This window comes from Pseudomonas sp. Marseille-Q7302, assembly GCF_965111925.1.
This window is the reverse complement of sequence record NZ_CBCOPK010000001.1, coordinates 2,353,093-2,376,481: the sequence shown is the minus strand read 5'-3', so window position 1 is coordinate 2,376,481 and position 23,389 is coordinate 2,353,093. Positions and strand designations below refer to the sequence as shown.

The window sequence follows — 23,389 nt, the reverse complement described above, 5'->3', positions numbered from 1 at the left end:
CGCCTAGTCCGCCGCCTGCACCCGGCCGCGGCACTCGCCGAAGCCGATCGCAGGCAGGCCGGGCTTGCGGCAGCGTGCCCGGAGAATGACCTCGTCGCCGTCCTCCAGAAAGGTGCGGGTTTCACCGCTGGGCAGCTGCAGGGGCTGTTTGCCGCCCTGGGTGACTTCCAGCAGGCTGCCGCAGCTGCCCGCGTCCGGACCAGACAGCGTGCCGGAGCCGAAGAAGTCGCCCGGATTCAGGGTGCAACCATTGACCGTGTGATGGGCCACCATCTGCGCCACGGTCCAGTACATGTTCAGGGTGTTGCTCAGGGCGATACGCTGGGCGGGCAGCCCCTGCTGCGCCATGAGCGGTGTGTGCAGCAGCACCTCCAACTCGATATCCAGGGCGCCCCCGGCCTGATCGTCCTCGTCGAACAGATAGGGCAAGGGCTGCGGATCACCGGCCGGTCGCGCCGGTTGCGCGGTGCGATAAGGCGCCAGGGCTTCCGCGGTCACCACCCAGGGTGACAGGGTGCTGGCGAAGCTCTTCGACAGGAAGGGACCCAGAGGTTGATATTCCCAGGCCTGGATATCCCGCGCCGACCAGTCGTTGAGCAGACAGAAACCGGCGATATGCTCCGCCGCATCGGCGATGGCGATGGGCTCACCCTGGGCGTTGCCCGGCCCGATCCAGATGCCCAGTTCCAGCTCGTAGTCCAGCCGGCGACAGGGTCCGAAGACGGGCGCCTCCTGTCCGGGCGGCAGCGTCTGGCCCCTGGGGCGCTTGAAAGCTTCGCCGGAGACGCCCAGCGTCGAGGCGCGCCCGTGGTAGGCGATGGGCACGTGCTTGTAGTTGGGCAACAGTGGATTGTCGGGGCGGAATAGCCGTCCGATCTGGGTGGCATGATGGATGCCGACATAGAAATCGGTGTAGTCGCCCACGCGCGCCGGCAGGTGCATCCGGCAGGCACTCTGGGGGTGCAGCAAGTGCTCACCCAGTTCCAGGAGCTGGTCACGTTGCGGATGATCGGCCCGCAGCAGCGCCTGCACCGCTTGGCGCAGGGCGATCCGTGTCGCCTTGCCTGCGGCGAAGAAGGCATTCAGCGTCTCCTCGCCGGCCAGTTCCGCGGCCCGCTGCGCCTCGCCCTGGAACAGCCCGGCTTCGAGAGCGAAGCGCAGATCGAGGATGAAATCACCCACGGCCATCCCGCCACGCGGCGTCTCCTGGCCGCGACTGAACACGCCCAGGGGCAGGTTGTGCAGGGAAAAATCGGCATGGCCATTGGCCGAGTCGACCCAGCTAAGTCCGTCGGCGGTCATGGTTGCGGTACTCCGGAAGGTGCCACGAAGGACTTGGCCAGATCGGCCCAGCAGGCGTCATAGTCAGGCTGCAGCTGCGGCGAGGCGAGCGCGTGACGGGTTGGCCGCAGGACGCGACCGGTTTCGAACATGAAGGCCATGGTGTTCTCGATCTTGTGCGGACGCAGCTCCGCGGCGATCGCGTTCTGCGTCGAGAGATGATCTGGGCCATGGGCGCTCATGCAGCCATGCAGGGACGCCCCGCCCGGCGCGAAGCCATCGGCCTTGGCGTCGTAGGCGCCCTGGATCAGGCCCATGAATTCGTTCATCAGGTTGCGATGGAACCAGGGTGGGCGAAAGGTGTGCTCGGCCACCATCCAGCGTGGCGGAAAGATCACGAAGTCGATGTTGGCCATGCCTTCGCTGGTGCCCGGAGCGGTCAGCACCGTGAAGATCGAAGGGTCCGGGTGATCGAAGCTGACCGTGCCCAGGGTATTGAAGTGGCGCAGATCGTAGCGGTAGGGCACGTTGTTGCCGTGCCAGGCGACCACGTCCAGGGGCGAGTGGTCCAGCTGGGTTTCCCAGAGCTCGCCGAGAAACTTCTGTACCAGGCGCGTCGGCACGTCCCGATCTTCGAAACGTGCCACGGGTGCCTGGAAATCCCGCGGATTGGCCAGGCCGTTGCTGCCGATGGGCCCCAGCTCGGGCAGCCGCAGGCAGCGCCCGTGGTTCTCGCAGACATAACCGCGGACCGGTCCGCCCTCGGGGATCTCCACGCGGAATTTCATCCCGCGCGGAATCACCGCGATCTGCAGCGGCTCGATGCGCAACAGACCAAGCTCGGTGACCAGATCGAGTCGGCCCGATTCCGGCACGATCAGCAATTCACCATCGGCGTCGTAGAACACCCGCGTCATGGAGGTGTTGGCGGCATAGCGATAGATGCTCGCGCCTTCGGCCTGATCCCCCGCGGCGGTCGCCACGAGCCGTTCCAGGCCGTCCAGGAAATCGGTAGGGGCTGTCGGTAACGGCAAGGGATTCCAGCGCAGCCGATTCGGCGTGGCCTCGCCCGGTTCATCTCCGGTCAGCTGCCTCGTCGAACGCAGGAAGCGGCCGTGGGCCGCCGAGGGCCTTAGCCGATACAGCCAGGAGCGGCGCGCCTCGGCACGCGGCACGGTGAAGGCGGTACCGGACAGCTGCTCGGCATAGAGGCCGAAAGGGGCCAGCTGTGGTGAGTTTTGCCCGATCGGCAGCGCGCCGGGCAAGGCTTCCGAGCTCAGGTGGTTGCCGAAGCCCGACTGGTAGGTCGCTGACCTGTCTTCTTCTTGTTGTACGTTCAACCGGATCACCTATTTGCGTAACAGGTTTACGCAAAAAGTAAATTGAACCCAGGAGAGCGTCAAGCTATAACGCTGCCTTTACCCAGTCGGTCGAGCAGATGACGAATACCTCCGAAGAAGCCCCGCCACGGCGGCAAAAGGTCCAGGCCGCGGAAGTCGGTACCGACATCCTCAAGGCGCTCGCCGAGTTGGCGCCCTCCACCTCGCTGTCACGCCTGGCCAGTCACCTGGACATGCCGGCGAGCAAGGTCCACCGCTATCTGCAGGCGCTGATCGCCAGTGGCTTCGCCGAGCAGGATCCGCGAACCAACCACTACGGCCTCGGCCAGGCCGCGCTGTTCGTCGGCCTCGCGGCATTGGGCCGCCTGGACGTGGTGAAACTGGCCGCGCCTGTGCTGGCGGCGTTGCGCGACGAGGTCGGCGAGACCTGCTTCCTGGCGGTCTGGGGCAACAAGGGGCCGACCGTGGTTCTGGTCGAGCAGGCCGTCCGCGCCGTTACCCTGGTGACCCAGGTCGGCTCGGTGCTGCCCTTGCTCGGCTCCTCCACGGGCCTGGTGTTCAACGCCTTCCTGCCAGATGCCGAGACCGCCGCGCTGCGGGAAGAAGAACTTCGGCAGCCGCAGGCCCCTTCGCCTGCCAGCCTGGACGACAGCACTCGCCGACTGCGCGAAACCCGCCTTCAGCCCGTGCATGGCCTGCTGATGGCCGGTGTCAACGCGCTCTCCGCACCGCTGCTGGGCGTCGGCGGTCGCCTCGCGGGAGTATTGACGGTGGTAGGTGCGGCCCCTGGTTTCACCGCGGACACCGAAGGTGAGGCCGCGTCCCGCCTCGAGGCCGCTGCCCAGACCATCAGCGCCCGCCTGGGCGGCTAGGCCGGCCTGCGCGGTGAGCAGAGGGCTCGGCAAGCTCCATTGAGTCCTTTCTCTACTCCATTCGGCTAAAGGATTACTCAGGCTGGCCGTTTGCCATTAAGCTTATTATTTAGCGCGTTTATCATTGGCGCACTGCTTTCTGGTGACCCTTCATGAGTGCTCTTTCCCATCGCGATCGCAACCAGGCCCTGGAGCATTCGCTCGAACGTTTCTGGGACGTGGCCAAGCCCGTGGTCCAGGCGGCCATGTGCATCCACGTCGCCCTGCTGGTGGTTTTCGTCCTGCTCGATCAGGCCCTGATGGCCTGGGCCAACGTGGGCAGCGTGGCGGCCTACGTGGGTTGCCTGGCGGCCCTGCGTCAGCGTCGCTATCGCGTCGCCAGCCTGACGATGAGCTGTGAGATAGTCGCCCACGCCTGGATCGCCACCTGGCAGCTGGGCTGGGACAGCAACTTCCATTACTACGTCCTGTGTATCCTGCCAATCGTCATCTACAACTACCGCACCGCGCCCATACGCCACCTGCTGCTGGTGATCGGCATCCTGGTGACCCTGGCGGGTGGCTACCTGCTGCATCCCGCCACCAGCCTGGCGCCCCTGGCGATCAAGCTGTTCGGCACGGTCAACATCATTTGCGCCCTGGTCCTGCTGCTCTATGGCACCGGCGCCTCTTTCCATCACAGCACCAAGATGCAGCTGGATCTCCTGCATTCCGCCAGCCACGACAGCCTCACCAACCTGTACAACCGTCGGCGCATTCTCGACCAGGCGGAGCAGCAGGCCGGCGTGAACGGCAGCCTCATCCTGTTCGATGTGGATCACTTCAAGCACATCAACGACCGCTTCGGCCACGACTGCGGCGATCTGGTGCTGCAGCGGATCGCCGATGTCATCCGCTGCGAGGTCCGGCATACGGATCTGGCTGCGCGCTGGGGTGGTGAGGAATTCCTGGTGCTGCTACCCCAGGCCCGGACCGAAGTGGCCTGGAGCGTAGCGGAACGGATTCGCCAGCGGCTAGGCGAGGTCACCCAGTCCCTTGAACGCGGTCCCACGCGGGTCACGGCGACGCTGGCGGTCTGCGAGATCCGTGACTGCGAAGCCTTCGCCAGCGCCCTGGAGCGCGCCGATCAAGCGCTCTATCGCGGCAAGCAGGAAGGCCGCGACCGGGTGATGCTGGCGGCCTGAAGCAACGCCGCTCGCGCCCTAGACCTCGAAACGCTGCAGGGCGCCGTGCAGATCGGCGGCCAGGCTCGACAGCTGCTGGCTGCTGGCACTGGTCTGCTGGGCACCGGCGGAGGTCTGGGTCGCCGCATCCCGGATCAGCGTCAGATTACGGTCGACCGCCGCGGTGGTGGCGGTCTGCTCTTCGGTGGCGGCCGCGATGGCGTCGTTGCGCTGACCGATCGCGGTGATCGCCTGGGTGATGCCCTCCAGCACCTGCCAGGTCGCCTCTGCCTGCTCGCGGGTATGGCTGGCCTGGATGCGACTCTGATCGAGCGCGATCACGGTCTTTTCGCTCACCTGCTGCACGCCGTCGATCAGGCCTTCGATTTCCCGGGTGGACTCGCCGGTACGCCGCGCCAGGCCGCGCACCTCGTCGGCCACCACGGCGAAGCCGCGCCCGGCATCACCCGCACGGGCGGCTTCGATGGCGGCGTTGAGCGCCAGCAGATTGGTCTGCTCGGCGACGTTGCGGATCACATCGAGCATCTTGCTGATGCCCTTGGATTGCTCGGCCAGGTGATCGGCCTGGGCGGCGGCTTCATCCACATTGCCCACCAACTGGGTAATGGCCACCAGGGTCTGCTGGACCTGCGCCTGGCCTTGCTGGGCCTGCTCGACGCAGAGCCGTGATTCGGCAGAGGTGGACGTCGCGTGCTCGCACACGGCCTGAACCGCCTGGTTCAGTTGGGTGACCGCATTGGCCGCATCCTGGATGTCGGCGGTCTGCTGTTCCAGGCTGCGGTAGCTTTCGTCCATTACCGCACTCATCTGCGTCGACGCCGACGCCAGCTGCTCGGAGGCATTGCCGGTGTGTGCCAGCACCTCGCGCAGATTGCCCTGCATGCGCTCCAGCGTCAGCAGCAGCTGGGCCGCCTCGTCACGGCCCTTGGCCTGGATGGTCTGGCGCAGGTCACCCGCGGCAATGCCGCTGGAGATCTCCAGCGCCTGGCGCAGTGGTTGCACCACGCTACGGGTCAGGCGCCAGGCCAGCAGCAGCAATAGCACGATGGCGCCACCGATCACCGACCAGACGATGGCGCGGGCCTGGATGAACTGGACGTTGGCCACCTCCCTGGCTTGGGCGGCGCCCTGCTTGTTCAGTTCGCGCAGGAGCTGTACCTGCATGTCCATCAGATCGCCCTTGAGGCCCACCACGGTATCCAGCTGCATCCTCGCGGCCGGGATCTTCTGTTGCTCGATCAGCTGTACTTCCTCGCGCAGACCGTCCACGAATGGCAGATAGGCCTCGTGCAGCGCCTTGATCGAATCGCCCTCGGTGGCATCGGTGATCACCGGCTCATAGTCGCGAAACAGCTGATTGGTCTCGTTGACCAGCTGCTCCAGGGTGATCCTGCTCATGGCCACGGCGCCCGGATCCTCGGCGTTGAGCAGGACCACCGAGGCCTGATTGCGCAGCTTGCCAAGATTGATCGCCAGGGAATCGGCGATGGCGATGCTCGGCAACCAGTCCTGCTCCATGCTCAGGGCCTGACGGCGCAACTGCTGCATCTCCCACAGGGAAAAGCTGCCGAGCCCGGCGAGCAGTACGGCCGCGAAGGTAAAGGAGCACAGCATTCGCGGGCCGGTCTTGAGGGCTCTCAGCCAGGAACGGCGGGACGGACGACGAAAGCGTGCGAGGAAACGAACCATGGAGGCGCCACTGCAGAAAGACGGTCGAGCGGAGCAGCCTAGGCAAGCGAGATGTCGGATTGATTACAAACTGCCGTCCCGAATAAAGATCTGACGATTGCAGCCCTTGGCTACTGGGGCTAAGGTCCGCAACCTCAACTCGCTTCCCCTATCGCCGCACCCATGTCTCTTGCGCCACCCAAGGCTTCGACCTTCCAGATCCTGCTGCTCGGCATCGGCCAGATTCTGGTCTGGGGCGGCTCCTTCTTCATTCTCGCGGTACTCGCCGATCCGGTGGTGCAGGAAACCGGCTGGTCTCGCCAGTGGGTCTATGGCGGCCTCTCCCTTGGCGTGCTGGTCTCGGGGCTGCTGGCACCGGCCTGTGGGCGGCTGATCGCTCGCCAGGGCGGGCGCACGCTGCTGTCGCTGAGCGGCCTGGGCGTGGCGGCTGGTTTGATCCTGATGGCCAGTGCTCAGCATCTGCCGCTGTTCCTGCTGGCCTGGGTGGTGATGGGCATCGGCATGGCCGCCGGTCTGTACGATGCGCTGTTCGCAACCCTAGGGACCTGTTATGGCGCCCAGGCACGCTCGGCGATCAGCGGCATCACCCTGGTATCCGGCTTCTGCACCGCCATCACCTGGCCCGTCGCGGCGCTGTTGGTCACCCACCTTGGCTGGCGCGGCGCCTGCCTGGCCTATGCCGCGGTCCTGCTGCTGACCATCTGGCCGCTCTACCGTCGCGCCTTGCCCGCGCCGGTAGCCAGGGGATCGGTCGCACGTTCGACCCAGACGGTAGCGCCATCCACCCCAGTGAACCAGGCGCTGTACACGGTGCTCACGGCGTTGTTCACCCTGGGTGCGGTGCTGATGACGGCGATCTCCATCCAATTGATCACCCTGCTGCAAGGCATTGGCTACAGCCTGGCAAGCGCGGTAGCCCTGAGTGCCTGCCTGGGCCCAAGCCAGGTGGCTTCGCGGATCATCGACCTGCTGAACCGCAACGGACATCCCCTATGGACGGCCCTGGCCTCGGTGGTCTGTACGGCGGCCGGACTGCTGCTGGTAACCCTGGGGCCGGGGGTCGTCTGGGTCACGGTGACGGGGCTGGTGATCTTTGGCGCAGGCAATGGCCTCAGGGCCATCATTCGCGGCGCCCTGCCCTTGGTGCTCTGGAGTCCAGCGGACTACGCCACCGTCCTGGGGCGGATGGCTCGCCCAGCGCTACTCGGCCAGGCGGCTACCCCCCTGCTGTGTGGCTACCTGTTGGAACACCACGGCCCTCGGGCCGTGCTGGGGCTGCTCTGCCTGCTGGCGCTGATCAACGTGGCGCTGGTCGCCTGGCTGTTCAGGAGGCTCTTCGGCAACCGCGAGCGTCCACGCTAAGGCGACCCTAGTCGCAGGCGAGTTCCAGGGGCACCAGGCGCAAACGGATACCGGTACGGCGCAAAGTCAGAATATCCCCCTCGCGCTGGCCGACTTCGTCGCCCAGGGTACTGCGCAGGGTTTGATCCGACAGGCACGCGTAGGTCCGTGGATCCTCGCCATGGCAGCTCTCGGCGATATGCAGCTCGCCGCGCAGCAACTTGCCCGCTGTACGCCCGCTGGTGAGATCCACGAGCAGATAATCTTGGTCGGGCTGATAGGTGAAGGTCATACAAACTCCCGGCGGCTGTAGCCATGGGAACCGCTCACCCGCCGATGGTTCAGGCGCTCGACGTGCCTTCTTCGTCCAGGCGATTGCGCAGCATGACCAGGGTTTCCCGCAGATCATCCAGGCCGGCATCACCCAGGGCGCAGACTTCCCGGACCTGGCTGTTGACGCCGCTGGCCTGCTCCCGCAGGGCGCGTCCGGCAGGCGTGAGCTCGATCGACAGGTTGCGCTCGTCTTCCGCGCTGCGGCGCCGCGTGACCAGTCCGGCCGCTTCGAGGCGCTTGACCACCGGGGTCAAGGCACCCGAATCCTGACGCAAGCGATTGGACAATTCCTTGAGCGTGAGGCCGTCGTGCTCCCAGAGTACCAGCATGATCAGGTACTGCGGAAAGGTCAGCCCCATGCTCTCGAGCAGAGGCTTGTAGAGCTGCGTCATCGCGAGCGAAGCCGAATAAAGGGAAAAGCACAGTTGTTGGTCGAGAAGCAGTGGATCTTTGGCTGTCATGGGATTTGCCATTACAAAAAGCGTGAAAAGAATGGACAGTGCCAACGACCCAAACCAGGGTGAAGACCGTGGTTACTAGGCGTCAGCTACCAGAAACATTCGGTAACTGGCACTGGATTCCGATAGCACAGGATGCCACAGTGAGCGGCTGGACATAAATAATAAGGGTAATACCTGCATGGCCGTTTCCTCTGCCGCGCCAGCGTCGCCTGGCGAAACCCCGACCGCCGCCGTGGCCGGCGCCTCGCCCCTGGTGGCCGGTATTCTTGCCTCCTGTGCCCTTGCCCACCTCATCAACGACCTGATCCAGTCTGTCCTGCCGTCCATCTACCCGATGCTCAAAGACAGCTATGGTCTGACTTTTACCCAGATCGGCCTCATCACCCTGGCCTTTCAGATCACCGCGTCCCTGCTGCAGCCCTGGATCGGTTTCCATACCGATCGCCATCCCAAACCCTATCTGCTTCCCGCCGGCATGGTCTGCACCCTGATCGGCGTGCTGCTGCTCGCTTTCGTCGGCAGTTTTCCGGCCATCCTGGCCGCCTCGGCCCTGATCGGAGTCGGCTCGTCCACCTTCCATCCCGAGACATCGCGGGTGGCACGCCTCGCCTCGGGAGGCCGCTTCGGCCTCGCGCAATCCACCTTCCAGGTGGGTGGCAATGCCGGCACGGCCATCGGACCGCTGCTGGCGGCGGCCATCGTCATTCCCTACGGCCAGACCCATGTCGCCTGGTTCGCGGTCTTCGCCCTGTTCGCCATCGGCGTGCAATACGGGCTGTCACGCTGGTACCGCAACCACCTGCGCAGCGCCAAGGGACGCAAGGCGGCTCCCGTGAGCCATGGTCTGTCGCGCCGGCGCGTGACCTTCGCATTGATCATTCTGGCGCTGCTGGTGTTCTCCAAGTACATCTACATGGCCAGCATCACCAGCTACTTCACCTTCTACCTGATCGAGCGCTTCGGCTTGTCGGTGGCCAGCTCCCAGCTGCACCTCTTCCTGTTTCTCGGCGCGGTCGCGGCGGGCACCTTTTTCGGCGGCCCCATTGGTGATCGTATCGGCCGCAAGGCGGTCATCTGGTTCTCGATTCTGGGGGCTGCGCCCTTCACCCTCGCCCTACCCTACGTCGACCTGTTCTGGACCAGCGTGCTCAGCGTCATCATCGGCTTCATCCTGGCCTCGGCGTTTTCGGCCATTGTGGTCTACGCCCAGGAACTGGTGCCAGGCAACGTGGGCATGATCGCCGGGATCTTCTTTGGTCTGATGTTCGGCTTCAGTGCCATCGCCGCGGCGGGCCTGGGCAATCTGGCAGACCATCGCGGCATCGAGTACGTGTATCAGCTGTGCTCCTACATGCCGCTGCTGGGCGTGCTCACCATCCTGTTGCCCTCCACTCGCCGCAAGGCTAGCTGACGACGGCGCCACGGGAGGCTCAAGCTCCCGTGGCTAACCGCTTCGGCACCCGCTACGCTGGCCGCCCCTGAGCCGTCCGCCGAGTCGCGATGAAGAGCCCGCTGCACTACCTGGTCCGCTACCCCTCCGCCAACCTGCTGTTCATCCAGTTGCTCGGTCTGCTCCTGTATCCCTTCGTGGAACAGGAAGAGCACGGGCGCGCCATCATCGGTGCCTTCGGCATCATCGTCCTGGCCACGGCGCTGCGCATGGTGCGCCGCAGCCCGACCATCCAGTGGCTGGGCTTTATCCTCGCCGGCTGCATCCTGGTGCTCACGGTACTGGTGGAATGGCATGGCGATCGGCACCTGGTTGTGTCCTTGGCCATTCTCGACGCGATCTTCTATTTCTATGCCGCCGGCAGTCTCATCGCCTACATGATGGAAGACCAGCGCGCGACCACCGATGAACTCTTCGCGGTAGGCGCGACCTTCACGCTGCTGGCCTGGGCCTTCGCTCACGCCTACTCGGCCTGCCAGATCCTCCAGCCGAACAGCTTCACCGCCGCCAACGACCCCATGGCCGCACGGACTTGGACGGAGCTGCTCTACGTCAGCTTCGCCATCCTTTCAGGCGTCGGCCTGAGCGATATCTATCCGGTCAAGCCGATGGCGCGCTCGCTGGTCATGCTGGGCCAGTTCTCCGGCGTCATGTACATCGCGCTGGTGGTCACCCGCCTGGTGACCCTCACCGTACGCAGCCGCTAGCCGAATCGCGCCAGGGAGAAGCTGCCGAGATCGATGTCGCTGCGCCCGGTGGTCACCCGCTGGGCGAGCGCCTCGCCCAGCGCTGCCGAGTGCTTGAAGCCATGTCCCGAACAGGCGCTGACCACGGTCACGCCGGGCAGCCTCGGATGTTCGTCGATGATGAAGCCGAAATCCGGGGTGACGGTGTAGGCACAGACGGCACTGCGCACTGCCCGCGCAGAGAGACCGCCAATCCACCTTCCCACTTGATCACTGAACAGCTGGCTTGATTCATCAGGATGAGGAAATCTATCAATCCTTATAGGGGTGGTATTGTCTTGATATTGTTCCGTGGCGACCTTGATGGCGTTTTCACCCGGCAAGGGTGGGAAGCCATAGAAGAGATCGCTGTCGCCGCTGCCGTGGGCCAGGACGAAGCTGGGTGAATCAGGCGGAAACAGCGTGGGATTGTCGACTTCGAACCAGTGCAGGGTCTGACGGCAGACGCGCAGCAGCCGGTCGAAAGGCGCACCCAGCAGCTCGGAGCTCCACATGCCAGCGGCGACGATGACCCGCTTGGCTCGCCAGCTGCCCTGCGCCGAATGCAGCCGCACGCCCTCCTCGTCTTGCTCAAGACCCTCGATGACGGTATCGATATGAATCTGCGCACCCCGCTCCCGAGCCGCGTTTAGCTGCGCCTGGATGCAGGCTTCCGGGTAGAGGTAGCCACCACCCGGTTCGAAGTAGCCCAGGGCGTCGTCCGCGACGCGAAATTGGGGAAAGCGCTGGCGGATGGTGGCGCCATCCCACTCTTGGTGCTGGATGCCGTATTGGCGAGCCAGCTCTAGGGTGGTCCGAGTGAAGTCCGGGCGGCCGTGGTGGGAGGTGGCCGTGGTCGTGGCCGTCATGATCAAGACGCCGCACTGCTCGAAGAGATTGACGCCCCGCTCCGCTTCCAGCTCGCGCCAGAGCTGGTGCGAACGGATCGCGAGCGGGACATAAGCCGCTCCCTCGCCCACCGCCTGGCGGGTGATCCGGGTCACCCCATGGCTTGAGCCCAGGTCGTGGGGCGGTGAATAGCGATCAATACCTGCGACCCTCACCCCACGCTTGGCCAACTGATAGAGCGTGGCCGCGCCCATGGCGCCTAGCCCGACAACAACGACGTCATAAGTCGTGATGGTCATTTCATCCCCTGCCTTTTCTGCTCAAGGATCGAACGCTATCAAGACGGGGCGCCCAGGGCCAAGGCCGCAATCCGAGGCAGGATCCTGATCGTCTTGATAAACCGCCATTGCAGGGAGATGGTTAATTGAAATCTACTAATATTAGGGGTGGTATTAAACGAGATCGACCTTGAGGGAGTAGGTACCGAAACGGCTAGGCCAGTGAATGTGCCCAGGACGCCGCCATCATCAGCAAAGCAAGGAGTCCGGTGAATGATCACCGGATTCCTTCACACCGCCACCCTCCTCTACCTCAGGTCATGCCCAACCAATTAGGCAAGGCGAGGGACACATAGGGCACGTAGGTCACCAGGATCAGGAAGGCCAGCATCACCAGCAGCCAGGGGGAAACGGCCTTGATGGTGGTGGTCAGCGGCATGCCGGTCACCGCTGAGGTAACGAACAGGTTGAGTCCTGTCGGCGGTGTGATCAGGCCGATCTCCATGTTGACCACCATGATGATCCCCAGGTGGATCGGATCGATACCTAGCTGTACCGCGATCGGGAACAGGATGGGTGCCAGGATGAGGATGATCGCCGATGGCTCCATGAAGGTACCGGCGATCAACAGCACGATATTCACCACGATCAGGAATTCCACCGGCGAGAAGCCCTGGTCCACCACCCAGCGGGTGATCGACTGGGGAATCTGCTCGGTGGTCAGGACATGGGCGAACAGCATGGCGTTGGCGATGATGAACATCAGCACCACGGTCAGCTTGCCCGCATCGATCAGCACCCGATGGCATTGCCAGAGCTTCATGTCCTTGTGCACGAAGACGGCGATGATGGCCGCATAGATCGCAGATACCGCCGCCGCCTCCGTGGGCGTGAACATGCCCGAGTAGATGCCGCCGAGGATGATCACGATCAGCATCAGACCCCAGATGGCACGCCGGCCGGTGCGCAGCACCTCCTGGAAGGACGCTCGCGGCAGCGCCGGAATGTTCTTGATGCGGGCGATGACGTAGATGGTCACCATCAGCACCAGCCCCAGCAGCAATCCCGGCACCACACCCGCCATGAACAGCTTGCCCACCGAGGATTCCGTCGCCGTCGCATAGACCACCATGACGATGGAGGGCGGAATGAGAATTCCCAGGGTGCCGGCATTGCAGACGATGCCGGCGGCGAACTCGCGCTTGTAGCCCGAACGAACCATGCCAGCGATGACGATGGAACCTACGGCGGCGACGGTCGCCGGCGAAGAGCCACAGAGGGCGGCAAACAGCATGCACGCCAGGATCGCGGCGATGGCCAGGCCGCCCCTGATGTGGCCGACGCAGGCGTTGGCGAACTCGATCAGCCGATGGGCCACCCCGCCGGTGGTCATGAAGGCGCCGGCCAGGAGAAAGAACGGAATGGCCATCAGGGTGTAGTGCTCGCTGGTCTCGAACAGCTTGATGGCCAGCGAGCGCACCGAGTCGTTGCTGAACAGCAGGATGGTGAGGGCACCGGAAAGGCCCAGTGAAATGGCCACCGGAATGCCGATGAACATGAGGACGAACAGCGCGAGGAACAGGAAGGTGATGGTCATGGCTGGCGCTCCGTGCCGTGCTGCCCGTCGACGAGCTTGAGGGCGTCCTCGGCTTCACTGTGTCCACCGAAGCCGGTCTGCTCGTTGCGCAGGATGCGCAGGAACACTTCGAGGAAGCGGATCAGCATGAGCGCGAAGCCGATCGGTACGATCATCACGATGTGCCACTGGCGCAGGCCGAAACGATCGAGGTCCTCGGCGCCGATGTTGGCGGTCATCAGGGCGGACACCCATTGCTGACTGGAGTAGGTCATCAGCCCGCAATAGAAGATACAGATGCCGACCGCCACCAAGGCAACCGCCTTGCGCAGGCCGGGAGGAAAGGTCTTGACCAGCAGATCGACCCCCAGGTGGGCGCCGATGCGCACGCCCCAGGCCAGGCCGATAAAGATCAGCCAGCCGAACACGGCCTTGGTCAGGGCGATGCTCCAGGTCATTTCCTGGGAGATGAAGAGGATGCCGTCGCCCAGGGCGAACAAGGGCCTTTCCAGGAAGGCGATGCGATCGGCGAGATAATAGAAAACGGCGTAAACGTTGTTGACCACCACGTAGACGAAGGTGATCAGGGTCATGACCGCCAGCAGGAAGGCGACGAGCGCCTCCTCTAGCCGGCCCCAAAGACGTGTCACGGCGGACATACGAACCTCCGACAACCACTGACAGGGGACGAAAGGAAGAAGCGCTCGCGAGTCTTCAGCTGGCTTTGTTGGAGTTGACCGCCGCCTCGATCACCTCGCTGCCGATCTCACCTTCGAACTTCTTCCAGACCGGCTGCATGGCCTTGCGCCAATCCTCGCGTTGCGCGGGGGTCAGCTCGATGATCTCGCTGGTGCCGGCCTTGGCGATGGCGCTGCGGGCTTCGTCGTTGAGCGCCTGGGCTTGGCGGTTCACCTCGACAGTGACCTCGCCCATCACCTTGTTCAGCTCGGTGCGCACGTCCTCGGGCAAGCCCTGCCAGAACTTGGTATTGGTGATGACCATGTAGTCGATCAGGCCGTGGTTGGACTCGGTGAAATAGGGCTGAACCTCATGGACCTTCTGGCTGTAGTAGTTGGACCAGGTGTTCTCGGTGCCATTGACGACCCCGGTCTGCAGGCCTTGGTACACCTCGGCGAAACTCATCTTGCGGGGCGCGGCGCGCAAGGCCTTGAATTGCTCGTCGAGGACGGCGGACGCCTGCACGCGGAATTTCAAGCCGCGGGCATCCTTAGGCTCACGCAGTGGCTTGTTGGCCGAGAGCACCTTGAGGCCGTTGTGCCAGTAGGCCAGACCGGTGATGCCCTTGCCTTCCATGCTGGTCAGCAGCGCCTTGCCCTGGGGGCCGGCCTGGAAGCGGTCGACCGCAGCCATGTCATCGAACAGGAACGGCAGATCGAAAACCTGCACCGCCTTGGCGTAATGCTCGAACTTGGCCAGCGAGGGCGCCAGCATCTGGACATCGCCAAGCAGCAGGGCCTCCATCTCCTTGCCGTCGCCGAACAGCGAAGAGTTGGGATAGACCTCCACCTTCACCCGGCCAGGCAGGCGTTCTTCCGCCAGCTTCTTGAACAGCACTGCGCCCTGCCCCTTGGGCGTGTGTTCGGCGACGACGTGGGCGAATTTGATGGTGATGGGGGCTTCATCCGCGGCGTGCAGCGAACCGGCGAACGAAAACACGGCGGCACAGAACAGCGTCTTGAAGGGAAACGTGGGCATGGCGACACCTCATCTTGTTTTTGTAATCAGGTCGGGGTTATTTAACGCGCCCCCTTACCAGGGGGGAATTCATCATTGCCCAACAGGGCCTTCAGCTCTGCCTAACACTGGACAGTGTTCGTCCCAGGCGCCTTAGCAGCCGCTGTGCACGCCCTATGACCGGCGCATCGACCATTTTTCCATCGACGACGAAGACCCCCAGGTCCCCCTGACTCGCGGCGATCACCCGCTGTGCCCAGTCGATTTCCGTCTGCGTCGGGGTCAAGGTGTCGTGCACCACGGCGACTTGGCGGGGATGAATGCACAGCAGGCCACCGAAGCCCTGGTCGCGGGCACTGCGGGTGGCAGTTGCCAGACCAGGCAAGTCGTCGATGGCCGGAAAGACGCTGTCCAGCGGCGCAGGCAGCCCGGCCAGTCGCCCTTCCAGCAGGAGCCGGAAGCGTGCCTGATCCAGCAGCCGTTCCGCTGCCGCCGTACCACTTTCAAGGCCGAGATCGAGGCCGAGGTCCAGACCGCCGAGTACCAGGCGCTCCACCCCGTCAGCCTTGGCAATCTCCTTGAGGCGATCCAGGCCACAGGCGCTCTCGATGATCGGCCAGACGGGCTTGGCCGTCATGGCCAAGACGTGGTCGATCTGAGCGGCGCTTTCCGCCTTTGGCAGCACCACCCCGCGCACCTGCTCCAGCCGTTGGCACAGCGCCAGGTCCGCGCCGTGCGCCGGGTGAGCGGCGGAATTGATGCGCACCCAGACCCTGAGCTCAGGCGCTGCGAGCAGTGCCTGTTCGAGGTCAGCACGTGCCGCCGTCTTGGCGGCTTCGGCAACCGCATCTTCCAGGTCCACGATCACCGCATCGGCGCCACTGGCCAGGGCCTTGGCGATTCGCTCCGGGCGGGTCGCTGGTACGAACAGGGCGGAGCGAGGGTCGTCAGGCCTGAGGTCGACAGCCTCGGTCATAGCACACCCCGCTGGCGCAGCGCGTCCAGCGCGGCCGCATCATACCCAAGCTCCTGCAGCACCGCCTCGGTGTGCTCGCCCAGGCCAGGAACCGGGTCCATGCGGGGGGCGAAGGCGCTGTTGCTGGCTGGCGGCAACAAGGCCGGCAAGAGACCGGCCGGGCTGCCGACCTCACGCCAGCGATCGCGGTCACGCAACTGGGGATGCGCCCAGACCGCCGCCATGTCATTCACCTGGGCATTGGCGATCTGCGCGCGCTCCAAACGGGCAATGACCTCCTCGGTCTTGAGCTGCGCGAAAGCCTCGATGATCAGATCACGCAGGACGCCCCGATTCGCCGAGCGCTTGAAGTTGGCGGAAAACCGCGGATCCGCGGCCATTTCCGGCTGCAATAGCACCTGCTCGCAAAACAGCTGCCACTCCCGCTCGTTCTGCAGGCCCAGCATCACCGTGCCGCCATCGCCGGCCGGAAAGGGGCCGTAGGGGTAGATGGTCGAGTGAGCGGCACCGGCGCGTGCAGGTGCGGGCATACCCGCGTACGCGTAGTACAGCGGATAGCCCATCCACTCCACGAGACTCTCCAGCATGCTGACCTCGACGCGGCTGCCCCCCCCGGTCCGCTCCCGCAGCAGCAGGGCAGAGAGGATGCCGCTGTAGGCATACATCCCGGCCGCGATGTCGGCGATCGAGCAGCCAGCCTTGGCCAACTGGTCATCCTCAGGGCCACCCGTCACCGAGAGAAAGCCCGCCTCGCTCTGAATGAGCAGGTCATAGGCTTTCTTGCGTTCGTAGCTGCCCCCGGCGCCATAGCCGGACACGTCACAGACGATCAGCCGGGGGAAGCGCTGGTGCAGCGCCTCGAAGCCCAGCCCCAGCCGACTCGCCGCGCCCGGCGCCAGGTTCTGCAACAGGACATCGGCCTTGGCAAGCAGCTTGTCCAGCACGGCCAGGGCATCGTCCTGCTTGAGATCCAGGGCCACGCTCTCCTTGGAGCGGTTGGTCCAGACGAAGTGGGAGGCGAGACCCGCGACGCGCTCGTCATAACCGCGGGCGAAGTCGCCGCTGCCTGGCCGCTCGATCTTGATGACCCGGGCGCCCAGGTCAGCCAGTTGCCGGGAGCAGAACGGCGCGGCGATCGCATGTTCGAGACTCACGACCGTGATGCCATCCAGGGGACGAGGTTTTTCGACAGCCATCTTGGAGTACTCCAGATCAGGTGAAGCAGTAGAGGTCCGCACACTCGTGCAGCCGCCAGGCCTGAGCGATCAGCGCATCGGCCTCGGCAGGTGGGCGTTTGCCGGCGAAGGCGACCAGGCGGCGAAACTTGTCTTCCAGTTCGGTTCTGTCGAGGGTATTGCCGGGATCCCCCTTGGGTTCGTCGATCCGTCCCTGCAGGACGACGCCCTGGCGAGTGGTCACCTCCACCCGTCCCAGCCAGCGCTGGGGATAGGCCGCATCTACCTCGGGGTCCAGCCGCATGCCCACTCGCGCGCGGAAGGCCGTGACCGCGGGATCGCTCAGGGCCGAATGCGCGAACTCGCCCAGTTGCGCCTTGCCGTGCACAGCGATCAGGCCCAGCACCGTGCCCATGGAAAACTTGGCCTGGTGCACGGTACGAGGCACCTCGACCCGCCCCAGCACGTCCAGGGCGCCCTGATGGACCTGCGCCGTCACCTGGGCGATGTCCTCGGGCGCCAGTCGCTCGCGCTGCATCAGGTCCAGCAGGGCATCGGCCGCGGGATGGGTATGGCGACAGGACGCATGAAACTTGAAGGAGGTTTCCAACAAGGCCCAGCGGTGCCCTAGACCATCGCTCAGACGGCGGGCATCGGCATCGCTGGAAAAACCGGCGGCCATACCCTGCTCACCTTCCAGGATGTTGCGCGCACCGGTCAGCCCCTGGGCCGTGAGATAGGCCGCCAGCAGTCCATCCGCTGCCGCCTTGGCAGTGTGCAGCTGCTTGGAATCGGCGGCGTCGCGCAGGAACTCCCAGAGACCCGCAGCCTGGGTACCGGCGTTGCCGAGCACCTGGATGAATTGCTCCCGGTTGAAGCCGAGCAGCTTGCCGACCGCCACGGCCGCGGCCAGGGTGCCGACCGTGGCCGTGGTGTGGAAGATCCGGTAGTGGGAGCGCCCGAGGAATTCACCGATGCGAATGCCCGCCTCGTAGCCGGCTACTGCGGCAATGATCAGCTCCTGTCCGCTTTTTCCCAGATCCTGGGCCGCGGCCAGGGCGGCGGAAAAGACCACCGTGGCGGGGTGCAGCACCGAACTATTATGCAGGTCGTCCTGCTCCACCAGGTGGGAGGCTGCGCCATTGACCAGCGCCGCAAAGTAGGCCGAGGTGCCGTAGGGTGCGACGAGCACCCGGGCACGCCCGTCGGTGGGTCCCATGGTTTGCGCATAGGCATGAAACAGTGGAATGGGATGGCTGCCGTCGCTGGCCAGGGCGGAGCCCAACCAATCGAGAAACAGCTCTTCGGTCCGGGCCACGACGTCGTCCGGCAGATCCGCGTAGGCCAGCTCGCCGAGAAAGGCTGCCAGGCGTTCGGTATAGGTCATGCAGGTCACCCTAGAACGAGCGCGGCAGTTCGAGCAGGTGCTCGGCCACGTAGGAAAGAATGAGGTTGGTGGAGATGGGCGCGACCTGGTACAGGCGTGTCTCGCGGAATTTGCGCTCGACGTCGTACTCGGTGGCGAAGCCGAAGCCGCCGTGGGTCTGCAGGCAGGCATTGGCTGCCTCCCAGCTGGCCTTGGCCGCCAGGTACTTGGCCATGTTCGCCGCCGCACCTGCGTTTTCGCCACGGTCGTACAGATCGCAGGCGTGCCAGCGCATCAGGTCGGCGGCCTCGATCTCGATATGGGCCTCGGCGATGGGAAACTGCACGCCCTGGTTCTGCCCAATGGGCCGGCCGAACACCACGCGGTCGCGGGCATAGTGACTGGCCTTCTCGACGAACCAGCGACCATCGCCAATGCACTCCGCGGCAATCAGGGTGCGCTCGGCATTGAGGCCATCGAGGATGTAGCGAAACCCCTTGCCCTCTTCCCCGATCAGGTTGCTGGCAGGGATTTCCAGTTCATCGAAGAACAGCTCGTTGGTCTCGTGGTTGACCATGTTGGGGATGGGCCGAACCGTGAGCCCCTTGCCGATGGCCTCGCGCAGGTCCACCAGGAAGATCGACATGCCCTCGGACTTGCGCTGCACGGCTTCCAACGGTGTGGTCCGCGCCAACAGGATCATCAGATCGGAATGCTGCACCCGGGAGATCCATACCTTCTGCCCATTGATCACATAGCGATCGCCCTTGCGCACCGCGGTGGTCTTGATCTTGGTGGTGTCGGTGCCGGTAGTGGGTTCGGTCACGCCCATGGACTGCAGGCGCAATTCGCCGCTGGCCAGGCGAGGCAAATAGGTGCTCTTCTGCTCCTCGCTGCCGTTCCGCAGCAGGGTGAACATGTTGTACATCTGCCCATGGATGGTGCCGGAATTGCCGCCGCAGCGATTGACCTCCTCCAGGATGATGGAGGCTTCAGCCAGGCCCAGACCCGAGCCGCCATAGGCTTCCGGAATCATCGCGGATAGCCAGCCCGCCTCGGTCATCGCCTGGACGAAGTCCTGGGGAAACCCCTTCTGCTCGTCGAGGCGGCGCCAGTATTCGGCAGGAAAACCGGTACACAGGCCGCGTACTCCGTCGCGAATGGCGGCGAATTCCTCTTGTCGTTCGTCCAGCATGGGGCTCTCCTCTCTTGTTGTATGGGCGCCGCTGTCATTCGAAACGCAGTTGGGCGACCTGGGCCACACCGTCGGCATTGCCAGCCCACAGCTCGGCCTGGCCGGGTGCGACGACCTGACCACTCAGGGTGAAGGGGGTGGGCGCGATCAGCGGACGTAGGCCGCGATAGCTGAATTGGCGTAGCCGGGCAGCGGGATGGGCACGCTGAAAGCTGCGCAGCAGCAGGGTCGCGATGAGCGGGCCATGGACGACCAGACCGGCGTAGCCCTCCTGCTGCGTCGCGTAGGGCCAGTCGTAGTGGATGCGATGGCCGTTGAAGGTCACCGCGGAATAGCGAAACAGCAGGGTGGGTTCCGGTACCACCTCTTCCGCCCAACTGCCGAGGGCGATGGCTTGGCCGCTTCCGGCCTTGGACGCACCAGGCTCGCGATAGACCAGATCCTGCTCTTCGCGCAGCACCAGCTCGTCCTGCTGGAAATAGCGATGCTCCACGGTCACGAACAGCAAGCTACCGCTACGGCCGGCCTTTTCCTCGACCCGCAGCAGGGTCGAGACGCAGCGGGCCTCTTCGTCGACGCGCAGCTCGCCAAGAAACTCCAGGCGTCCGCCTGCCCACATGCGATTGCGCCCCTCTGCCGAGGGCAGGAAGGTGCCCCGCGAGGCGTGACCGTCTGGCCCGAGCTGGGCGCCTGCCACAGGATTGTCGAAGAAAGCCCAGTGCCAGAGCGGCGGCAGCGCCTCGCCAGCTGCCAAGGGCAGCTCGTCAAGGGTATGGGCGATGCGGGCGATCTGGCGTTGCCCCAAGAAATCCCGGGTTTCGAGCGTTCTCCCTACCCAGGCTGCAGCCGACGTTTTGTTCATGCTTGACTCCCCTCGATGGGCTCACGACCAGCTTGCGGGGAGTTGTTTCGTTCTGTGAATTTACATTTGTGTAAGCCGGCATTCGGCTAGGCTGAACGCCCGAAAGGCGCACGGAGCACAAGAGCATGCATTTTGACCTGCCTGACCTGCGGCTTTTCATCCATATCGCCGAGTCGCCCAGCCTGACCCAGGGCGCACGCCGCGCAGCGCTCTCGCCAGCGGCCGCCAGCGCCCGGGTGAAGGCCCTCGAAAGCCAGTTCGGTATCCGTCTGCTATACCGGGACAGCCGCGGCGTAGAGCTCACGCCCGCGGGCCAGCGCCTGCTGCAGCATGCCCGCCTGGTGATGCGCCAGGTCGACTTTCTCAAGAGCGAATTCACCGAATACGGCAGCGATGCCACCGGCCATATCCGGATCTTCGCCAACACCACGGCGGTCACCGAATTCCTGCCAGGCCTGCTGGCCGGCTATCTCGCTGATCGCCCAGGCGTGACGGTGGACCTTCAGGAGCGCCTTAATCGCGACATCGTCAGGGGCGTCATTGATGGCGCAGCCGATCTGGGTATCACCGCCGGCCTGATCGAGGCCAACAACCTGCAGATCCTGCCCTACAGCATGGACCGGCTGGTGCTGGTGGTACCGATTGACCATCCCTTGGCGAACCAGCATCAGGTCACGCTGCGTGAGACCTTGGCCTACCAGCACATCTGCCTGCGCGAGGGCACCAGCCTGCTGAATTTTCTCCAGGATCAGGTGGAGCGACTGGGCGCCACCCTGAACATGCGTATCCAGCTCTCCAGTTTCGAGGCCGTGTGCCGCATGGTGGAAGCCAAGGTTGGCATCGGCATCCTGCCGGAATCCGCTGCCCAGCATCACGGCCAAAGCATGCAGATCCGGACGATAAGACTCGAAGAAACCTGGGCCCTGCGCGAGCGCAATATCCTGGTCAGGGACCTGGAGGCGCTGCCGGAAAGCGTCCGCGCCCTGGTCAGGCTGCTGCAGGGTTCGGCCAATGGCGGAAGGATTCAAAGACGTGCCTAGCGCTATGACACGGTAGCGTCCCCCCTCTCCGCCGCCAAAGGCGCTCCCTGGCCATCAGCATCGGGCGGCTTTTCATTCGGGCCCTCTGATCCGTCTGGTAACGGCGGTAGCTCCATTACGTTCAACCTAGCCGCTCCGGCCATGACCGCCCACCTCTCCTGCCTGATCGCTATGGCAGAGGAGTAAGACAGGTTTAATCAATTCTCATGGGGTGGTATTATCAAGATCCAGGCTGATATGAGTAGCCTGGATCCATAGGCCATGTATCCAAGGCTGCGCAGTGGGATGCAGCGGCCCATCGACGGCACGCCAGGCAAAACGTCGCCCTAGTTCGCGATAACCCGAGAACACGAAATCACCGCTGCGCATCCTGTAGGCCGTGCGTCTGGCGCGGTAGACCCGCGGGATGAGATACCAGGGCAAGCCGGGCAGATCGTGGTGAACCAGATGCAGGGTGTTGTTGAGAAACAGCCACCGCAGCGCCCCGCCGCTCTCGTTGAGCACACAGCGCTGGGCAGGATCCTGTGCCGGCCGATGTTCGTAGAAGGACCTGATCAGCGCCACGGCCAGGCCGGGCCAGGCGATACCCAGGGCATAGACCGCCGCGGGCATTCCGGACAATTCTTGAACCGCCACCAGCAGGCCAGCGCCTAGCGCCAGGTGGACCAGCCAGACGCGCAGCACGCCAGGCTCGCCGCGTCGCCAGCGGCGGACTTCATGATCGAGCATGCCGTGCAGCGCCAGCGCCGGACCTACCAGGATACGTCTGATCAGCGTCTTGTCCAGCCAGAGCAGCGCGCGTCCGGCCTGCCCTCTCCGCTCCCAGAGCTCCGCATCGACATAGCGGCTCTCGGGATCGAGTTGTGGATCAGTGAGCGTCTCGCGGTGGTGGTGAGCCAAATGACTGTCGCGATAGAGCGGAAAGGGAAACCAGAGCCCGAGGGGCGGATAGGCAAGCATGGCGTTCGCACCCGGCCAGCGCGTGGGATGGCCATGGATCAGCTCGTGCTGCAGGGACTGATGGAGTACGACGACCAGTATCAGCGGCGGCAGCGTCCAATAGCCAAGCGACTGCCAGCCACAGAGGAGCGTCAGCCAGCTGCCGTAGACGCCGAAGACCAGCGCCCAGGTAGGCCACTCACTGTGGGCGGCAAAGGTACGCGAGAGCATTTTGACCAGGCGGCGATGCCGCGCATCCAGATAGACAGTCACCGCCAGATCCCAACCAGGACAATCGAGCGACAACACTAGGTACGGTCGAGAACGACGCCAAATAATATTTAGGTATTACCTCATGAAAAGATCAGCGCTGGCTGACGACCGATAGGCTTCGCACTGTTGCCCATTGGACAGTAATAGATGAAACAGCTTTTCTCTTTGTTTTTAAAGTAATAAATGACTATAAAAATCAGACATTTATTAAAATTAAAAATATTTCGCCGATTTTACCGCTGTTGCGCAATGGACAGCGATATTGATATTCGAAGCCGGTGCATATGCTTAGCAGTTTTGAGCATTGGTCGATCGCCAGGTTGTATTTCTAGACTTTGGCAACCTCCCTAGTGGTCATGAACTCACCATGCTCTTTTTTACTCGCTCTCCTTATACAGACAATGTCACCCAAACGCCCATCGCGAACCATGCCACTGAATGGGAAGAATCCGGGCATCCCTGGGCCGATTTGGTAATAGGCCAACGGCC

At 64.1% G+C, this 23,389-nt stretch carries 21 protein-coding genes; 6 read left to right on the top strand and 15 right to left on the bottom strand.

Going from position 1 to position 23,389, the window contains the following annotated elements:
* Window positions 1-3 precede the first annotated feature (3 nt).
* Together fahA and hmgA are read right to left on the bottom strand one after the other, a co-directional pair.
* Window positions 4-1,302 carry a fumarylacetoacetase gene (gene fahA / locus ACWPW1_RS11180; protein WP_454252921.1) on the bottom strand — a complete coding sequence of 433 codons (1,299 nt, stop codon included), beginning with the start codon at window positions 1,300-1,302 and terminating at the stop codon, window positions 4-6.
* Window positions 1,299-2,621, bottom strand: a complete 1,323-nt coding sequence (hmgA, locus tag ACWPW1_RS11175) for a homogentisate 1,2-dioxygenase (RefSeq protein ID WP_454252920.1) — start codon at window positions 2,619-2,621, stop codon at window positions 1,299-1,301. Before hmgA ends, fahA begins: the two co-directional genes overlap by 4 nt.
* Window positions 2,622-2,719: 98 nt before the next feature.
* On the opposite strand from hmgA, the gene ACWPW1_RS11170 reads away from it, so the two are divergent.
* Both ACWPW1_RS11170 and ACWPW1_RS11165 read left to right on the top strand, forming a co-directional pair.
* Window positions 2,720-3,493: an IclR family transcriptional regulator gene (locus ACWPW1_RS11170; RefSeq protein ID WP_323148061.1), complete on the top strand. Its 774-nt coding sequence runs from the start codon at window positions 2,720-2,722 to the stop codon at window positions 3,491-3,493.
* 152 nt (window positions 3,494-3,645) lie between these two features.
* Window positions 3,646-4,677, top strand: a complete 1,032-nt coding sequence (locus ACWPW1_RS11165) for a GGDEF domain-containing protein (RefSeq protein WP_454252919.1) — start codon at window positions 3,646-3,648, stop codon at window positions 4,675-4,677.
* Between the two features lie 18 nt (window positions 4,678-4,695).
* Here the strand turns inward: ACWPW1_RS11165 and ACWPW1_RS11160 are convergent, their stop codons facing one another.
* The gene (locus tag ACWPW1_RS11160) at window positions 4,696-6,366 is read right to left on the bottom strand and encodes a methyl-accepting chemotaxis protein (protein ID WP_454252918.1); all 1,671 of its coding nucleotides are present in this window, start codon (window positions 6,364-6,366) and stop codon (window positions 4,696-4,698) included.
* Window positions 6,367-6,528: 162 nt separating this feature from the next.
* Here ACWPW1_RS11160 and ACWPW1_RS11155 point away from each other — a divergent pair, with 162 nt between their 5' ends.
* Complete coding sequence (locus ACWPW1_RS11155; RefSeq protein WP_434776502.1) at window positions 6,529-7,728, top strand: MFS transporter; 1,200 nt, start codon at window positions 6,529-6,531, stop codon at window positions 7,726-7,728.
* Window positions 7,729-7,735: 7 nt separating this feature from the next.
* Here the strand turns inward: ACWPW1_RS11155 and ACWPW1_RS11150 are convergent, their stop codons facing one another.
* Window positions 7,736-7,999: a hypothetical protein gene (locus ACWPW1_RS11150; RefSeq protein ID WP_059314784.1), complete on the bottom strand. Its 264-nt coding sequence runs from the start codon at window positions 7,997-7,999 to the stop codon at window positions 7,736-7,738.
* A 49-nt stretch (window positions 8,000-8,048) separates the two neighbouring features.
* Window positions 8,049-8,501: a MarR family winged helix-turn-helix transcriptional regulator gene (locus tag ACWPW1_RS11145; protein ID WP_059314783.1), complete on the bottom strand. Its 453-nt coding sequence runs from the start codon at window positions 8,499-8,501 to the stop codon at window positions 8,049-8,051.
* 178 nt (window positions 8,502-8,679) lie between these two features.
* Between ACWPW1_RS11145 and ACWPW1_RS11140 the strand changes: the two genes are divergently transcribed.
* Complete coding sequence (locus ACWPW1_RS11140) at window positions 8,680-9,912, top strand: MFS transporter (RefSeq protein ID WP_059314782.1); 1,233 nt, start codon at window positions 8,680-8,682, stop codon at window positions 9,910-9,912.
* Between the two features lie 89 nt (window positions 9,913-10,001).
* Entirely contained in the window at window positions 10,002-10,658 is a 657-nt protein-coding gene (locus ACWPW1_RS11135; protein ID WP_271654748.1) for an ion channel, read from the top strand.
* Here ACWPW1_RS11135 and solA read toward each other — a convergent pair.
* From solA to ACWPW1_RS11090, 9 genes are all read right to left on the bottom strand, one after another.
* A complete protein-coding gene (gene solA / locus ACWPW1_RS11130) occupies window positions 10,655-11,824 on the bottom strand; it encodes an N-methyl-L-tryptophan oxidase (protein WP_434776501.1) in 1,170 nt (389 codons plus the stop codon). The genes ACWPW1_RS11135 and solA overlap by 4 nt on opposite strands.
* Window positions 11,825-12,116: 292 nt before the next feature.
* Window positions 12,117-13,400, bottom strand: a complete 1,284-nt coding sequence (locus tag ACWPW1_RS11125; protein ID WP_434776500.1) for a TRAP transporter large permease subunit — start codon at window positions 13,398-13,400, stop codon at window positions 12,117-12,119.
* A complete protein-coding gene (locus ACWPW1_RS11120; RefSeq protein WP_271654745.1) occupies window positions 13,397-14,038 on the bottom strand; it encodes a TRAP transporter small permease in 642 nt (213 codons plus the stop codon). The genes ACWPW1_RS11125 and ACWPW1_RS11120 overlap by 4 nt, the downstream gene beginning before the upstream one ends.
* Window positions 14,039-14,093: 55 nt before the next feature.
* A complete protein-coding gene (locus tag ACWPW1_RS11115) occupies window positions 14,094-15,095 on the bottom strand; it encodes a TRAP transporter substrate-binding protein (protein ID WP_454252917.1) in 1,002 nt (333 codons plus the stop codon).
* A gap of 91 nt (window positions 15,096-15,186) precedes the next feature.
* Window positions 15,187-16,050: an HpcH/HpaI aldolase/citrate lyase family protein gene (locus ACWPW1_RS11110; protein WP_454252916.1), complete on the bottom strand. Its 864-nt coding sequence runs from the start codon at window positions 16,048-16,050 to the stop codon at window positions 15,187-15,189.
* Window positions 16,047-17,246 (bottom strand): CaiB/BaiF CoA transferase family protein, encoded by a 1,200-nt coding sequence (locus tag ACWPW1_RS11105; protein WP_454252915.1) that lies wholly within the window; start codon window positions 17,244-17,246, stop codon window positions 16,047-16,049. The genes ACWPW1_RS11110 and ACWPW1_RS11105 overlap by 4 nt, the downstream gene beginning before the upstream one ends.
* Before the next feature lie 16 nt (window positions 17,247-17,262).
* On the bottom strand, window positions 17,263-18,612 hold the full coding sequence (locus ACWPW1_RS11100; RefSeq protein ID WP_434776496.1) for an MmgE/PrpD family protein: 1,350 nt from the start codon (window positions 18,610-18,612) through the stop codon (window positions 17,263-17,265).
* Window positions 18,613-18,622: 10 nt separating this feature from the next.
* Window positions 18,623-19,786 (bottom strand): acyl-CoA dehydrogenase family protein, encoded by a 1,164-nt coding sequence (locus ACWPW1_RS11095; RefSeq protein ID WP_434776495.1) that lies wholly within the window; start codon window positions 19,784-19,786, stop codon window positions 18,623-18,625.
* Between the two features lie 34 nt (window positions 19,787-19,820).
* Complete coding sequence (locus ACWPW1_RS11090; RefSeq protein WP_434776494.1) at window positions 19,821-20,648, bottom strand: FAS1-like dehydratase domain-containing protein; 828 nt, start codon at window positions 20,646-20,648, stop codon at window positions 19,821-19,823.
* 125 nt (window positions 20,649-20,773) lie between these two features.
* Between ACWPW1_RS11090 and ACWPW1_RS11085 the strand changes: the two genes are divergently transcribed.
* On the top strand, window positions 20,774-21,688 hold the full coding sequence (locus ACWPW1_RS11085; protein ID WP_434776493.1) for a LysR substrate-binding domain-containing protein: 915 nt from the start codon (window positions 20,774-20,776) through the stop codon (window positions 21,686-21,688).
* Between the two features lie 204 nt (window positions 21,689-21,892).
* On the opposite strand, the gene ACWPW1_RS11080 is transcribed toward ACWPW1_RS11085, so the two are convergent.
* Complete coding sequence (locus tag ACWPW1_RS11080; protein ID WP_454252914.1) at window positions 21,893-22,900, bottom strand: fatty acid desaturase; 1,008 nt, start codon at window positions 22,898-22,900, stop codon at window positions 21,893-21,895.
* Window positions 22,901-23,389: the final 489 nt, after the last annotated feature.

Excerpts from the sequence above, each read along its gene's own strand:
- fahA (WP_454252921.1), bottom strand. The coding sequence starts at position 1,302 with ATGACCGCCGACGGACTTAGCTGGGTCGACTCGGCCAATGGCCATGCC.
- ACWPW1_RS11170 (WP_323148061.1), top strand. The coding sequence starts at position 2,720 with ATGACGAATACCTCCGAAGAAGCCCCGCCACGGCGGCAAAAGGTCCAG.
- ACWPW1_RS11165 (WP_454252919.1), top strand. The coding sequence starts at position 3,646 with ATGAGTGCTCTTTCCCATCGCGATCGCAACCAGGCCCTGGAGCATTCG.
- ACWPW1_RS11160 (WP_454252918.1), bottom strand. The coding sequence starts at position 6,366 with ATGGTTCGTTTCCTCGCACGCTTTCGTCGTCCGTCCCGCCGTTCCTGG.
- ACWPW1_RS11155 (WP_434776502.1), top strand. The coding sequence starts at position 6,529 with ATGTCTCTTGCGCCACCCAAGGCTTCGACCTTCCAGATCCTGCTGCTC.
- ACWPW1_RS11150 (WP_059314784.1), bottom strand. The coding sequence starts at position 7,999 with ATGACCTTCACCTATCAGCCCGACCAAGATTATCTGCTCGTGGATCTC.
- ACWPW1_RS11145 (WP_059314783.1), bottom strand. The coding sequence starts at position 8,501 with ATGACAGCCAAAGATCCACTGCTTCTCGACCAACAACTGTGCTTTTCC.
- ACWPW1_RS11140 (WP_059314782.1), top strand. The coding sequence starts at position 8,680 with ATGGCCGTTTCCTCTGCCGCGCCAGCGTCGCCTGGCGAAACCCCGACC.
- ACWPW1_RS11135 (WP_271654748.1), top strand. The coding sequence starts at position 10,002 with ATGAAGAGCCCGCTGCACTACCTGGTCCGCTACCCCTCCGCCAACCTG.
- solA (WP_434776501.1), bottom strand. The coding sequence starts at position 11,824 with ATGACCATCACGACTTATGACGTCGTTGTTGTCGGGCTAGGCGCCATG.
- ACWPW1_RS11125 (WP_434776500.1), bottom strand. The coding sequence starts at position 13,400 with ATGACCATCACCTTCCTGTTCCTCGCGCTGTTCGTCCTCATGTTCATC.
- ACWPW1_RS11120 (WP_271654745.1), bottom strand. The coding sequence starts at position 14,038 with ATGTCCGCCGTGACACGTCTTTGGGGCCGGCTAGAGGAGGCGCTCGTC.
- ACWPW1_RS11115 (WP_454252917.1), bottom strand. The coding sequence starts at position 15,095 with ATGCCCACGTTTCCCTTCAAGACGCTGTTCTGTGCCGCCGTGTTTTCG.
- ACWPW1_RS11110 (WP_454252916.1), bottom strand. The coding sequence starts at position 16,050 with ATGACCGAGGCTGTCGACCTCAGGCCTGACGACCCTCGCTCCGCCCTG.
- ACWPW1_RS11105 (WP_454252915.1), bottom strand. The coding sequence starts at position 17,246 with ATGGCTGTCGAAAAACCTCGTCCCCTGGATGGCATCACGGTCGTGAGT.
- ACWPW1_RS11100 (WP_434776496.1), bottom strand. The coding sequence starts at position 18,612 with ATGACCTATACCGAACGCCTGGCAGCCTTTCTCGGCGAGCTGGCCTAC.
- ACWPW1_RS11095 (WP_434776495.1), bottom strand. The coding sequence starts at position 19,786 with ATGCTGGACGAACGACAAGAGGAATTCGCCGCCATTCGCGACGGAGTA.
- ACWPW1_RS11090 (WP_434776494.1), bottom strand. The coding sequence starts at position 20,648 with ATGAACAAAACGTCGGCTGCAGCCTGGGTAGGGAGAACGCTCGAAACC.
- ACWPW1_RS11085 (WP_434776493.1), top strand. The coding sequence starts at position 20,774 with ATGCATTTTGACCTGCCTGACCTGCGGCTTTTCATCCATATCGCCGAG.